Annotated in this window: 10 protein-coding genes and 2 pseudogenes; 9 read left to right on the top strand and 3 right to left on the bottom strand. The window is 64.8% G+C overall.

What is annotated here, in order from left to right:
- The first annotated feature begins 38 nt into the window (after positions 1-38).
- On the top strand, positions 39-419 hold the full coding sequence (locus tag G6N10_RS03760; RefSeq protein ID WP_133055129.1) for a hypothetical protein: 381 nt from the start codon (positions 39-41) through the stop codon (positions 417-419).
- Positions 416-1987, top strand: coding sequence for a KAP family P-loop NTPase fold protein (locus tag G6N10_RS03755; protein ID WP_165757667.1), 1572 nt, complete (start codon positions 416-418; stop codon positions 1985-1987). The genes G6N10_RS03760 and G6N10_RS03755 overlap by 4 nt, the downstream gene beginning before the upstream one ends.
- On the opposite strand, the pseudogene G6N10_RS03750 reads toward G6N10_RS03755, so the two are convergent.
- Positions 1949-3086 (bottom strand): annotated as a pseudogene (locus G6N10_RS03750) (IS3 family transposase). The gene G6N10_RS03755 and the pseudogene G6N10_RS03750 overlap by 39 nt on opposite strands.
- A 235-nt stretch (positions 3087-3321) precedes the next feature.
- Between G6N10_RS03750 and G6N10_RS03745 the strand changes: the two are divergent.
- From G6N10_RS03745 to G6N10_RS03725, 5 genes and pseudogenes are all read left to right on the top strand, one after another.
- Positions 3322-4590: pseudogene (locus G6N10_RS03745) on the top strand (IS3 family transposase).
- A 701-nt stretch (positions 4591-5291) separates the two neighbouring features.
- On the top strand, positions 5292-5702 hold the full coding sequence (locus G6N10_RS20255; RefSeq protein WP_244960447.1) for a hypothetical protein: 411 nt from the start codon (positions 5292-5294) through the stop codon (positions 5700-5702).
- 243 nt (positions 5703-5945) lie between these two features.
- The gene (locus G6N10_RS03735; RefSeq protein ID WP_085100861.1) at positions 5946-7265 is read left to right on the top strand and encodes an IS256 family transposase; all 1320 of its coding nucleotides are present in this window, start codon (positions 5946-5948) and stop codon (positions 7263-7265) included.
- Positions 7266-7285: 20 nt separating this feature from the next.
- Complete coding sequence (locus G6N10_RS03730) at positions 7286-8488, top strand: hypothetical protein (protein WP_179962811.1); 1203 nt, start codon at positions 7286-7288, stop codon at positions 8486-8488.
- Positions 8485-9261 carry a TatD family hydrolase gene (locus G6N10_RS03725; protein ID WP_085098281.1) on the top strand — a complete coding sequence of 259 codons (777 nt, stop codon included), beginning with the start codon at positions 8485-8487 and terminating at the stop codon, positions 9259-9261. Before G6N10_RS03730 ends, G6N10_RS03725 begins: the two co-directional genes overlap by 4 nt.
- Positions 9262-9329: 68 nt before the next feature.
- On the opposite strand, the gene G6N10_RS03720 is transcribed toward G6N10_RS03725, so the two are convergent.
- Entirely contained in the window at positions 9330-9737 is a 408-nt protein-coding gene (locus G6N10_RS03720) for a hypothetical protein (protein ID WP_133055173.1), read from the bottom strand.
- Between the two features lie 59 nt (positions 9738-9796).
- Between G6N10_RS03720 and G6N10_RS03715 the strand changes: the two genes are divergently transcribed.
- Together G6N10_RS03715 and G6N10_RS03710 are read left to right on the top strand one after the other, a co-directional pair.
- On the top strand, positions 9797-11023 hold the full coding sequence (locus G6N10_RS03715; protein ID WP_085098283.1) for an alpha/beta hydrolase: 1227 nt from the start codon (positions 9797-9799) through the stop codon (positions 11021-11023).
- A gap of 8 nt (positions 11024-11031) precedes the next feature.
- Entirely contained in the window at positions 11032-12456 is a 1425-nt protein-coding gene (locus tag G6N10_RS03710) for a WS/DGAT/MGAT family O-acyltransferase (protein WP_085098286.1), read from the top strand.
- Here G6N10_RS03710 and fadD12 read toward each other — a convergent pair.
- On the bottom strand, positions 12453-14066 hold the full coding sequence (gene fadD12 / locus G6N10_RS03705; RefSeq protein WP_085098288.1) for an acyl-CoA ligase FadD12: 1614 nt from the start codon (positions 14064-14066) through the stop codon (positions 12453-12455). The two genes, G6N10_RS03710 and fadD12, sit on opposite strands and share 4 nt — an antisense overlap.
- Positions 14067-14068: the final 2 nt, after the last annotated feature.

Here is a 14068-nt window from a genome sequence, read left to right as displayed (position 1 = left end):
ACGTTATCCAATCGCGCCTGGCCGAAATTGAGAGCGCGATGAAGGTTGATGCACCTCTCGCCGTGATTTTCCTCGTGGGGAGCACGCTCGAAGGATTACTGGCGGAGCTTGCGGTAGCACAGGCAGCGACTTTCGTCGCCAGCGGCGCGGCACCCAAAGGCAAGGACCACAAGGTCAAGCCGGTACAAAGCTGGACGCTGTCTGAACTTATTGCCGTGGCCAAGGACATCGGCGTGCTGAGTACCGATGTCGCTGAGCATGCTGATCAGGTGCAAAATTTCCGCAATTACATCCATCCTCGACAACAACTTCGGGAGAACTTCGCGCCACGAATTGAGACGGCGCGGATCGCTCAACAGGTGCTTGTCGGAGCTCTGAAGGACTTGGAGTCCCTGCACTCCAGCAAGGGGGAAGAATGACCGACGCCAGATACCCGTTGTGGTCCGACGAACCCGCAGATCGAGACCTCCTCTCCTTTGATGCTGTCGCCGCGACGGTCGTGGATGCGGTACTCGATGACACGCTCGACCCAATTGCACTCGGCCTCTCTGGGTCATGGGGCAGCGGGAAGACAAGTGTCTTGGAGCTTGTGCAGCGTGAAATCGAGGTGCGCAATGCTTCCGAGCACGACCGAGTTCTTGTCATTCCAACGCAGCCCTGGAGCTATGACCCAGCAGTTGGACCTAAAGAGAGTCTCATTGCAGAGGTGCTTGATGGCCTCGCTGGGGAGATCAAGACCGATGCCGGAGATACAGCAAAGAGTCTGCTCAAGCGCCTGACCGGCCGGGTTCACTGGGCCAAGGCATTCAAGGTGGCCGCGAAGGCTGGTATCGCACTGCAGCTTCCATCGGTCGACGATGTCCTCGGACTTATTAAGGAAGATCCGGACAAAGAAGAGTCCTCTGACCGTGGGCTTGCAGGCTTCCGCGAGGACTTCGAGGAGCTGCTCGCCTCGGATGGACTCCAGCACATCTCCCGTGTCGTCGTCCTGGTCGATGACCTTGATAGATGCCTGCCTGAAACGGTGGTTGAAACCTTGGAGGCGATCCGCCTCTTCCTTTCCGCGAAAGGCATGTCATTTGTAATCGCGGCAGACGAGGACCGGGTCGCCGATGCCATTCAGCAACGGCTGAAGGCGTCGGATGAAACGGCGGCAGGGGCTGAGAGTCCCGCCAAGCTCTACCTGCACAAAATCGTCCAGACGACAATTCCGCTTCCTGGACTTAGTCGATTCGATACTCACGCGTACCTGTTTTTGTTGCTATCGGAGGGAAAAACGACACCTGAGGTCCACGACGCGCTCGTAGCCTCCTGTGCCAAGCTTCGCCGATCAAGCGGCTCGCTAGATGACGTTGTCATCCCGCGGGGGGCCGATCTTGCCGAGGAGCTGGCAGTTGCTGCGCGTCTGACTCCTATCCTCTACGAGAAGTTCCGGGGTAACCCTCGCCGAATCAAGCGCTTTCTGAACGATCTGAACGTCCGCCAGAGCGTGTCTCATCGCCGCGGTATCACTCTGCCATCGGACGCGGTCGCCAAGTTGATGGTGCTCGAACGGCTGTTTCGTCCCGACTTCGAGACCGTGCTCCAATGGCTGGCGCAGAACAAGCTCCGCGATCAGCTCGAGGCCCTTGAGCTGGCTGCCAACGCACCCACCTCGGCGCCCGAAGAGGCGACGACTGAGGAGGAGTCGCCCATACCAAACCCAAAGGACAAGACGGCGACCGAGCCAGTCGCGGATGCTCCGAAAGTCGAGGGTGGATTCAGCGACACCCTTATCCGCTGGGCCAAATTGCCTCCTACTCTCGACGCATCCGACGTCGGTGGCTACTTGTATCTCGCCGCCTCATTCGCAGGCATCGAACTCATTGACGATGGACTGCCAGAGCGACTCCGCGACATCGCGAGTGCGCTGACGTCATTGAGGGGGACCCGTTTTGTGGTCCAGTCGTTATGCGACTTTCGGTTGATGGGTCGTGGCCCACTGTAGGGCAAACTCGGCCGGGGTGAGGTCGCCGTGGGCGGTGTGGGGCCGATTGGCGTTGTAGTCACGACGCCAGTCCTCGATGAGCACCCTGGCTTCCAGCAGGGAGTCGAACCGCCACGAGTTGAGCAGTTCATCACGAAGCCGGCCGTTGAACGACTCGATGAAAGCGTTTTGCCACGGCGAGCCGGGATCGATGAAAAGTGAACCAGCACTGTTGAACCGGCACCAATCGGCGACGGCGTGCGCGACGAACTCCGGGCCGTTGTCGAAGCGCACGTAGTGCGGTGCACCGTGTACCAGGGCGAGGCGGTCCAGCACGGCGACCACGCCGTCGGCGTCGATGCTGCGGTCGACCTCGATCGCCAGGGCCTCGCGGGTGAACTCGTCGATGACGTTCAACAACTTCAGCGTGCGACCGTCGGCGGTGGTGTCGAACTGAAAGTCCATCGCCCAGATGACATTCGGACGGATAGGCGACATCGCGCCCACGGCCACGCCGATACCAGTCAGCCGCTTCTTGCGGCGCCGCTGCGGCACCCGAAGCCCCTCCTCGCGCCACAGCCGGCGGATCCGCTTGTTGTTGACCTGCCAACCGGCGCGGCGGGCCATCTTGGCAGCGCGACGCCACCCCAACGCGGCCGGTCGGTGGAGAACCGGCGCAGCCACCCCCTCAGCTGGGCCTCCTCGGTGCTGATCGACGGCGGGGCCAGGCGCATCGTGGAGCGGTGCAGACCCACCACGGTGCACGCGCGGCGCTCAGAGACCCCGAACCGCTCACGCAGCATCGCTGCTGCGCGGCGCTTGCGGTTCGGGGTCAGAAGTTTCCCGCCGAAATCTCCTTGAGCATGTCGATGTCGAGGGCCTGGTTGGCGACCAGCTTCTTGAGCCGGGCGTTCTCGGCCTCGAGCTCCTTGAGCCGCTTGGCGTCGTTGGCCTTCATGCCGCCGTACTGGGCCACCCAGCGATGCCACGTCGATTCCGCGACCTCCACATGCCGACACACCTCGGCCAACTCCTGGCCGGTCGCCAGCAGCTTGTTGCCCTCAGCGAGCTTGCGGATAATCTGATCCGGCGTATGCCGCCGGCGCTTGTTCGATGCCATGTCGTCGTCGATTCTTCCTGCCCAAACACTCGGGCAACAGAGTCCCACAACGACTGGACCACTACAGCGGGCTCACCTCATCATCGCTGAAGACTGAACGATCTGCCATCAACGGTGATGCCCTGCGTGCGCTCGATGTGCAGGATGCCCGAACGCTCATCACTCACCTCGGTAGGCAGACTGAACCACCCCGGGTTTGATGCACACCTTCTTTCGAGGGAAGGTAAGGCGCATCATGCCGAAGAAGTACGACGACGAGTTCAGGGCCCGGGCGGTGCGGTTGGTCATCGACCATGCCGAGGAGTACGACACCCGCACGGCGTGTATCAGCGCGGTGGCCAAGCGGTTGGGGGTGTCGTATGAATCGCTGCGTCGGTGGGTCAACCAGGCCGAGGTCGACACCGGCCAGCGTGACGGGGTGTCCTCCGATGCCGTACGGGAGTTGCGCGAGCTCAAACGCAAGAACCGTGAGCTTGAGGAGACCATCGAGATCTTGAAGGCGGCGACAAGTTTCTTCGTGCGGGAGAGCGACCCGCGACACCGTTGATCTGTGCGTTCATCGCCGAGCATCGCGCTCGGTTCGGGGTCGCTCCGATCTGCCGCGTGCTCACCGAGCACGGCTGCCAGATTGCCCCGAGAACGTTCCACGCCTGGCTGAAACGGCCGCCGTCGAAGCGTGCGTTGTCCGATATCGCCCTGACCGGGGTGCTGGCCGGCTACTACGAGCCTGATCAGGCGGGCCGACGCGCCCCGGAGTCGTTGTACGGGGCGGTGAAGATGTGGGCGACCCTGCGGCGTCAGGGCATCGAGGTGGCCCGCTGCACGGTGGAGCGGTTGATGCGGGCCAACGGCTGGCGCGGGTCACCCGCCGGCGCAAGGTCCGCACCACGATCGCCGATCCCGCCGCCGAGCGCGCGGCTGACCTGGTCGATCGCCAGTTCGGGCGCCCGCGCCCAGCGTGCTGCTGGTGGCCGATTTCACCTACGTGCGCCTGGCGTGCGGGATGTTCGTCTATACCGCGTTCGTCATCGACGCCTACGCCGGGCGGATCGTGGGCTGGGCATGTTCGACGAGCAAGAGCGACCTGTTGGTGCGTCGAGCGATCCGGCACGCGGCACAACTCCGCGAACGTGAGGGTAAACCATTGCAGGGCAAGGTGATTCACCACTCGGATGCGGGCTCGCAGTACACCTCTGTGTGCTGCGGGGAGACCTTGGCCCTGTCCGGGCTGATCCCGTCGATCGGCTCGGTCGGCGACGCCTACGACAACGCACTGGCCGAGACCACCATCGGCTTGTACAAGCACGAGGCCGTCCGAGCGGACTCCCCGTTCCGCCGCGGCCCGCTGCGCCGACTGGCCGACGTGGAACTGCTCACCGCCGACTGGGTCAGCTGGTACAACACCGACCGGATCATGCACCGCCTCGGCCGGATCCCACCCATCGAATACGAGCAGATCCACTACGCTCAAAACACAGCCCAATCCGCGGCTGCACACCAGTAACCAAGTGTGCATCAAACCCGGGGTGGTTCAGACACGCGACCAGCCGAGCATCCAGAAATATTCAGTCGCCGGTATGCTGCGGCTCGCCAAGACTCACAAAGGTGTCGATGACGCCGTGACTGCAGCATTAAGGCTACTTCCTGCATCAGTCGTCCAGGTTGCCACGGTCATGCTCCTTAAGCCTGAAAACGGCGCCACCTATGAGCCGGTACTTGCAGCGTGGAATACGGATGCCGCCTCAGAGCAGGTACGGCAGACGATCACGACCGTCCGCCAGTCTTGGAGCAGTGCAAATGGGAACTAGTGGAGCATTTGGCGGCAGCGGCGGTAAGGATGCCAAGGATCTGCGCGACACTATCGCGGACTGGCTGACTGACGAGCCAATGCCCATGCCGGGTGGCGATAGAGAAGCTGCGCCGAATGGTGAAGGCGTCCCGGGTGTTTCGGCTGGACCGGTACCGAATGTCGACCTGCGCCCGACGATCCGGATTCTCACCGGGCGAGGTAGTGGTGATGGTCCGGGTGGCGGAGGTGGCGGTGCATCGTCGAGTGGAAGTGGATCCGGTGGCCGCTCCAGCGGCGGCGCACAACGATCGGTCCGTTCCACTTCTCGTGCAGCCGGTCGCGCCGGAGCGTTGGCGCGGGCGTTTGTGTCCGGTGATCGGGCAGCGCTTGAGCATGCCGGACTGAACTATGACGAATTGCTCTCGCTGGGTGACATGGTCGCCGTTGGAACCCGCATCGTTGAAGTGGCCTTCGAGAGTCAGGCAGACAGTACTCTCGCCGACGACGAGTCTAGGGAGACGGTGGCCGAGATCGTCGAATGGATACTTGAAGCGCCGGCTGATCAAACCCCGGCGCCAGACGACATCGTGCGACGATCCATCGAGCTCATCATCACCAACGTGACGCTCACAGAGGTCGGAGAGCGCATCCGGGCGGAGTCTTCCCGCGAGAAGCGGCGGGCGGCCGAGCAGGAGATCCGAGACGCCGCCGAGGTTTATGCCAGCCAGGTCTCCCTAACCAATACGGGCGCATCTGGGCAGGAAATATCCGGTGCCATCGAAGCTGGCATAAGAGAACTCGGGCAGATCTTCGGAGGCGGCAAATGACCAGCTTTCTCCTGACCGTCGACGAACAGACAGCAGGTGCCGCAGCCACATTCGATGAGGTCTTCTTGTGGACGCGCTCAACCAAGTCGACCTACACGGGAACACTTGGAGCAATGATCAGAACCTGTGGATGAGCCTCGGTGAGGGGGCGTGAAAGTGGGCGCACCTTCCCGAGGATGATCTGAATATCCGAAGGTCCGATCATGAGCCGGCGTTGGCGCGCTGGTTCGGGAAGGTACGCCCATGCTCACCGTAGTTCACGATGCCATCGAGGCCAACGAAAGCACTGGCGGTGCTGGTCGGTCGTTGTTGGACGAGATCGTCCGCGACGGCGCCCGTCAGATGCTGGCCGCCGCGTTGAAGGCTGAGGTCGCCGCCTACGTGGCCCAGTTCGCCGATCAGCTCGATGAGAAGGGGCATCGGCTGGTGGTCCGCAACGGCTATCACCAGGCCCGCGAGGTGCTGACGGCAGCCGGGGCAGTTGAGGTGAAAGCACCGCGAGTCAACGACAAACGCGTCGACCCCGACACCGGTGACCGGAAACGGTTCTCCTCGGCGATCCTGCCGGCCTGGGCACGCAAGTCACCGCAGATGAGCGAAGTGCTGCCGCTGCTGTACCTGCACGGGCTGTCCACCAGCGACTTCACCCCCGCTCTGGAGCAGTTCCTGGGCTCGGGTGCCGGGCTCTCGGCCACCACGATCACCCGGCTGACCAGCCAGTGGCAGGACGAGGCCCGCGCGTTTGCCGCCCGGGACCTGTCGGGCACCGACTACGTCTACCTGTGGGTCGACGGCATCCACCTCAAGGTCCGCCTGGACCAGGAAAAGCTGTGTCTGCTGGTGATGCTCGGCGTGCGCGCGGACGGCCGCAAAGAGCTCGTGGCGATCACCGACGGCTACCGGGAATCGACCGAGTCGTGGGCTGATCTGCTGCGCGACTGTAAACGACGCGGCATGACCGCACCCGTGCTCGCCGTCGGCGATGGCGCACTCGGCTTCTGGAAAGCGGTACGCGAGGTGTTCCCGGCCACCAAAGAACAGCGGTGCTGGTTTCATAAGCAAGCCAATGTGCTTGCCGCCCTGCCAAAATCAGCGCACGCGTCGGCGTTGTCGGCGCTCAAGGAGATCTACAACGCCGAGGATATCGACAAGGCCCAGGTCGCGGTCAAGGCCTTCACGGTCGACTTCGGGGCCAAGTACCCCAAGGCGGTCGCCAAGATCACCGACGATCTGGACACCCTACTGGAGTTCTACCACTATCCCGCCGAGCACTGGATCCACCTACGCACGACAAATCCGATCGAAAGCGCCTTTGCCACAGTACGTTTGAGAACCAAGGTCACCAAGGGGCCGGGATCACGTGCGGCTGGTCTGGCCATGGCCTACAAGCTCATCGACGCCGCCGCGGCCCGCTGGCGTGCCGTCAACGCACCACACCTGGTCGCCCTGGTCCGCGCCGGCGCGGTCTTCCACAAGGGCAAACTGCTCGAACGCCCCACCGAAATCACCCCACCGACACCGCCCTCAGACGGCGATCAGCAAGCCGGAACGGAGGTCGCCTGAAACACGCCGATCCACAGGTATTGACAATTCCTCGAACACTTGATCCATACCTGACTACCTTCGGCCCAGTACGTCAAGAGAACGTCGATTTCGTCAGGATCGCGCTCGCCGTCTTCTCTGCGGATCGATCGGTACGGCGCAAGGCTCGAGGTTCCGACTGGAATGACCGCAACTTGGAGTTGACCGTAGAAGTTAGTAATCCGGCGGCATGGCAGGCCCACGCCGCCGAGCTTGCCCAAACTGTAGGCTTCCTTACCGGGGATCACTGGAGCTTTACTTTTACTCAAGCGACCGACAGCGCGACTGTGGAGCTTGAACTGGAGGAGGCGACGCCTGCAGCAACTGTACTACTGAGTGGCGGTGCGGATTCGGCAGCGGGCGCACTCCTCACGGCGCTAAGTCTCGACAGGGGTTCGACCCTCCAGCTCGTCTCGCATTTCAGCGCCATGTCAATTTCACCGTTCCAGAAGGATCTGGTGAAGCGGATCAAGAAGGCCGCTCCGGACATCACGCTCATCCATCGACAGACGAACCTCAACCGGACAGCAAAGCGACTGGACGGCACCGACTTCAAGAGCGAACCGTCGAGCCGCTCCCGGTCGCTTCTGTTCCTAGCGCTTGGTCTTGCTGCAGCCCAGCGTTCCGGCCAACCACTTCTGATCCCGGAGAATGGGTTTGCATCGCTGAACCCACCGCTCGGCCCCGAGCGTCGAGGCTCGCTGTCAACCCACACCACCCACCCACGTTTCCTCGCCGAACTGCAGGAAGTGCTCACGAAGGTTGGAGCTCACGGCATCATCCAGAACCCCTTCCAGGCCCTCACCAAGGGGCAGATGTTCGCCCAGGTCGCCGAGGAGATCGGTGCGAACGAAGCGTCCAAATACCTGAGCGCCACCAACTCCTGTTCACATACCGACGCCCGCTATAGCGGCGTGGCCCCTGGATCATCATGTGGTGTCTGCTTTGGATGTCTGGTGCGTCGCGCCTCCTTCCATGCAGCCAGCATCATCGATGCGACTGAGTACCTCTCAAACGACGCGGCCAACCGATACGCGGACTTCGTCAGCCAGAAATCTATCGTTGAGGCGATGTACGACTTCGCCGCCGAAGATCCGAAGCCCCGTATGGTCATGAAGATGTCTCTTCCTGAGGACTATCCGCCGGAAGAAGCTCTTACCCTCTGTCGAGCAGGGGTAAGGGAGTTGAGGGCATTCCTGGCATGAGTCGCACGCTCCCACCTCTTGACCTGCACGCCCACATCGCCGCCGACATCGCACCAGGCACGCTGGAAGGGCTTGGCGCTGTTGTGTTTGCCGTGACAAGATCACTCGACGAGTACGCTGAGATCAGCCTTCGATCCGACACAGTCACGGTGTGGGGTCTGGGCTGTCATCCTGGACTGGTGACGGCGCAACAGGGCTACGACGTGGGCCGATTCGTGGCGCTGCTAAAGGAAACAGCCTTCGTTGGGGAGGTCGGGCTCGACGGAGGTTCCCGCGTTCCACTCGAACGTCAGATGGAGGTACTTGAGTCGATACTCTCGACCGCTGCGGCCACCTCACGCCTGATCTCTGTCCATAGCTACAGGGCGACCAAGCTCGTTCTCGACCTGATCGAGCAAACCCGTGCTGAAAGCGTCATCCTGCACTGGTGGCTCGGGTCCGAATCGCAGACAAAGAGAGCACTTGAACTCGGCTGTCTATTCTCGGTCAACCAAAGCATGGACCCAACCAAACTGCGGGCGGCGGGTGTCCCAATTACGTCGCTCCTGCCTGAAACCGATCACCCGAGTGGGAATCGTCGAGGCACCTCGCCGAGGCAACCGGGGCAGACCCTCGATGTTGAGCGGGCTGTTGGGCGAGTATATGGAGTTGACCCAGCCGAGGTGCGCAACATCTTCTGGAAGACGTTCTCCACGCAGGTTAACGCGAAGGGTGTACTCACGTTACTACCGCCTGCAGTCCAGAGGATGGTTCGCTTTGCTCAGACGAATTGACGACACTGAACTCGGATCGTATGGCGCCGTCACTGACAATCCATCGACAAAGTCGTGGTTCGCACCAGCTAGTCAATAATTCCCGCGACAATTAACCGAACGTTCGCATGCCCCATGCCGACCTCCGCTGCAATAGCATCCGGCTTCAGTCCCTTCGCCCACAGCTCACAAACCCGAGTATGTTGCTCGGCTGTCACCTTACGTCGCTGCGGCGGGATGCCAGCCTTTCGCAGCACTATGCGGATCGAGTAGTCACTGACGCCGTATTGCTCGGCGAGTTGGGCGAGCGTCGCGCTTCCCGATACGTACGTCGCGGCGATGACCTCCCGGTCGGCATCACTGAGCTTGTCCTTGAGTCGGCGCGCCTTCGGCCGGGTCGCCTTCGCCGCCGGTTCACGGTCCCGTAAGGCAAGGCACCTCTCGAGGAGTGCCGGCGCCTCCCGGGTTTTCGAATACCGTCCCAGCGTGTGCACCACTGCAGAAACACGGTTACGGTTTGGCACTGTCCGCCACCGGCACGGGGTAGTGTCACGCCATGATCGTTCGACCGGACGCCAGTGACGACCGCGCGACGTGGCGGTCCCGGGCGGCCTGGTGTCTGCAGGCCCGCCCCGCGGACTACCTGCTTGCCGCAGGCAACATCGCCGAATCGCTGCCCGTGGTGGGCAACCACTTTCGCCAGCTCAACGGCTACACCGCGATCGGGATGTGGGCCAGTCGCAACCTGCCGCACATCGTCGGCTCGGCGACCAGTTCCTGGTTCACCCCCGGCGCCGGGGAGATCCGCAAGGCCGAGCGTGACCAGACCCGTGCGGTGTCCAAGACCGCGCTGCGCGGACTGATCCCGGACGCCGAGCTCGACGCGCCCTGGCCCGAGCCCGAGCGCACCCCGCCGCTGCTCAAGGCGTTTGAGCATCGCCGCCATCTGCACCGCACCGCCGTGCAGTACGGCCCGGATCCGGGCCAGCTGCTGGACGTGTGGCGGCACCGCGATGTGCCCGAATCACATCGGGCCCCGGTGCTGATCTTCTTGCCCGGTGGCGCCTGGGTGCACGGCGGCCGGATGCTGCAGGGCTACGCGCTGATGTCGCACCTGGCCGAGCAGGGCTGGGTGTGCCTGTCGGTGGAGTACCGGGTGTCCCCCGGGCACCGCTGGCCCCAGCACATCGCCGATGTGAAGGCGGCGATCGCCTGGGCCCGGGCCAACGTCGACCGGTTCGGCGGGGACCGCAATTTCGTCACCATCGCCGGCGCGTCGGCGGGCGGGCACCTGGCCGCGCTGGCCGGGCTGACCCACGACGATCCCAGCTATCAGGAGCATCTGCCGGCCGGCTCGGACACCTCGGTGGACGCCGTCGTCGGCATCTACGGCCGCTACGACTGGGAGGACCGCTCGACCGTCGAGCGCGACCAGTTCCTGGACTTCCTGGAGCGGGTGGTGGTCAAGGGCCGCCAGGTGCGCCAGCCCGAGCTGTTCCGCCGGGCCTCGCCGATCGCCCAGATCCGCCCGGACGCGCCGCCGTTTTTGGTGGTGCACGGCTCCGGGGACTCGATCATCCCGGTGGCCCAGGCCCGCGACTTCGCCGATCGGCTGCGCGCGGTGTCGCGCTCGGTGGTCGGCTATCTGGAGATGCCCGGCGCCGGGCACGGTTTCGACCTGACCGACGGCGCCCGCACCGGCATCGCCGCGACGGCAATCCGGTTGTTCCTCAACGAGATTCACCGCCAGCGCGGCACCATGCCCACCGAACGGGCGATCTGAGTGAGCTCGTGAAGAGACTCACCGGGTGGGATGCCTTCCTGCTCTACACCGAGACCCCCAATGTGCACATGCACACCCTCAAGATCGCGATCGTGGAGATCCCCGGGGAGGGCGGCAGAAAGTTCGGCATCGAGGACTTCCGCCGAGTCATCGGCAGCCGGTTGCACAAGCTGGACCCGCTGCGCTACCAGCTGGTGGACATTCCGCTGAAGTTCCACCACCCGATGTGGCGCGAGCACGTCGAGGTGGACCTGGACTACCACGTCCGGCCGCTGACCCTGCCCGCCCCGGGCGGGCGCCGGGAACTCGACGACGCGATCGGTGAGATCGCCGGCACCCCGCTGGACCGCCGCAGGCCGCTGTGGGAGATGTACTTCGTCGACGGGCTGGCCGACGGCCGGTTCGCCGTCGTCAACAAGATCCACCACGCGCTGGCCGACGGGGTGGCCGCGGCCAACCTGCTGGCCCTCGGCATGAGCCTGGGCGAGCAGTCGCTTGACGACGAGCAGCACCCGGTCACCGATCCCCCGCCGACCAAGGGCGAGCTGGCCCGGGCGGCCTGGCGTGATCACATGCGGCACATCGCCGAGATCCCGGCGACCATCGGCTACACCGCGGCGGGCATCAACCGGGTGCGGCGCAGCACCCGCCGGCTGGCCCCGGACCTGACCCGGCCGTTCACCCCGCCGCCGAGCTTCATGAACCACGTGCTGACCCCGGAGCGCCGGTTCGCCACCGCGTCGCTGTCGCTGGCCGACGCCAAGGAGACCAAGGCCGCACTGGGGGTGTCGATCAACGACCTGGTGCTGGCGATGTCCGCCGGGGCGCTGCGCACCCTCGCGCTGCGCTACGACGGGCACGCCGACAACCGGCTGCTGGCCTCGGTGCCGGTGAGCTTCGACTTCTCCTCCGAGCGGATCTCCGGCAACCGGTTCACCGGGGTGATGATGCCGATCCCGATCGATCTGGCCGACCCGCTGGAGCGGGTGCGTCAGGCCCACGACGACGCCATCCTGGCCAAGGAGACCAACCACCTGATCGGCCCCGAGCTGGTCAGCCGGTGGTCGAACTACCTGCCGCCGGCCGGGATCGAGGCGCTGTTCAAGAAGCTGTCCAACCAGGACGGCCAGAACAAGGTGCTCAACCTCAACATCTCCAATGTGCCCGGGCCGCGTGAGCCCGGCCGGGTCGGGCAGGCGCTGGTCACCGAGATCTACAGCGTGGGCCCGCTGACCGCGGGCAGCGGCATCAACATCACCGTGTGGAGCTACGTCGATCAGCTGAACATCTCGGTGATCACCGACCTGGCGTCGGTGCGCGACGCGCACGAGGTCACCTCGGCGATGGTCGCCGAGCTGGAGGACATCCGCCGCGCCGCGGGGATCACGGCCGCGCTGACCCCGATCCCCACGGCGCTGCCGCCGGTCGACTAACCCTCGGCCAGCTGCTGCAGCTCGCGGCGAACGATCTTGCCGGTGCTGTTGCGGGGCAGCTCATCGAGCACGATCACCGCGCGCGGCACCTTGTAGTTGGCCAGGTTCTCCCGAACGTAGGCCTTCAGCTCGTCCGGGGTCACCGATCCGCCCTCGGCCGGCACCACGAACGCCACCAGCCGCTGGCCGTACTGCTCGTCGTCCACCCCGATGACGCCGGCCTCGGCCACCTCGGGATGGGTGACCAGCACCTTCTCCACCTCGATCGGGTAGACGTTCTCGCCGCCGGAGACGATCATCTCGTCGTCGCGGCCGATCACGAACAGCCGGCCGTCGGCGTCCATCCGGCCCAGGTCGCCCGAGGCCATGAAGCCGTCGTGGAATTCCTTGCCGCCCCCGCCGGTGTACCCGTCGAAGCGCGAGCCGTTGCGGACGAAGATCTGCCCGACCTGCCCGAGCGGCACCGGCCGGTGCTCGGCGTCCAGGATGCGCACCTCGGTGCCGACCGCGGGCTTGCCCGCGGTGTCCGGCGCGACCCGCAGGTCGGCCGGGGTGGCGGTGGCGATCATGCCGGCCTCGGTGGCGTTGTAGTTGTTGTAGATGATGTCGCCGAACTTGTCCATGAACCGGATCACCACATCGGGGCGCATCCGGGACCCCGAGGCGGTGGCAAACCGCAGCGACCGGCCGCTGTAGCGGGCCAGCACCTGCTCGGGCAGGTCCATGATGCGGTCGAACATCACCGGCACCACGCACAGCCCGCGGGCGGCGTGCCGGTCGACGAGTTCCAGGGTGGCCTCGGGGTCGAACCGTCGCCGGGTCACCACCGTGCAGGCCATCGACGCGGCGAACACCAGCTGGGAAAAACCCCAGGCGTGGAACATCGGCGCCGCCACCACGACGGTCTCGTCGGTGTGCCACGGCACCCGCTCCAGGATCGCCCGCAGTTCCCCGAGGCCACCGCCGGAATGCTTGGCGCCCTTGGGGGTTCCGGTGGTTCCCGAGGTCAGCAGGATCAGCCGGCCGGTGCCCTCGGCGGCCTGCGGCCGCCGCCCGGCGTTGGCGTCGATGAGCGCCTCGACGGTGACCGCGTGCGCCGCCGGGTCATCGGTCCAGGCCACGATGCGCCGGGCCTGCGGGCGATCCTGGGCGGCCCGGTCGACCGTCGCGGTGAATTCCTCGTCGTAGATCAGCACGTCGACGCCCTCGCGGTCGACGACCTCGGCCAGGGCCGGGCCGGCGAAGGAGGTGTTGAGCAGCAGCACGTTGGCGCCGATCCGGTTGCCGGCGATCAGCGCGTCGACGAACCCGCGGTGGTTGCGGCACATGATGCCGACCGTCTCGACCCCGAGGTCCTGCAGCGCGGCGGCGAAAGCGTTTGCCCGCGAATCGATCTCGGCGAAGGTCAGCTCGCCGATCTCGTCGATCAGCCCGACCCGGTCGGGCGCCCGCTGCGCGCTCATGGCAAAGCCGCTGGTCACCGAGCGGCCCTCGCGGGCGCCGGCGACCATCACCCGCAGGTACTTGTCCGGGCGCATCGGGGCGATGACCCCGGCCCGCACCATGGCGGCGACCAGCCCGATCACGTCACTTCCGGGAATCTGCACCATGG

The organism is Mycolicibacterium fallax, from assembly GCF_010726955.1.
In the GTDB taxonomy this organism is placed as follows: Bacteria; Actinomycetota; Actinomycetes; order Mycobacteriales; family Mycobacteriaceae; genus Mycobacterium; species Mycobacterium fallax.
This window is presented reverse-complemented; position numbering and strand designations above follow the sequence as displayed.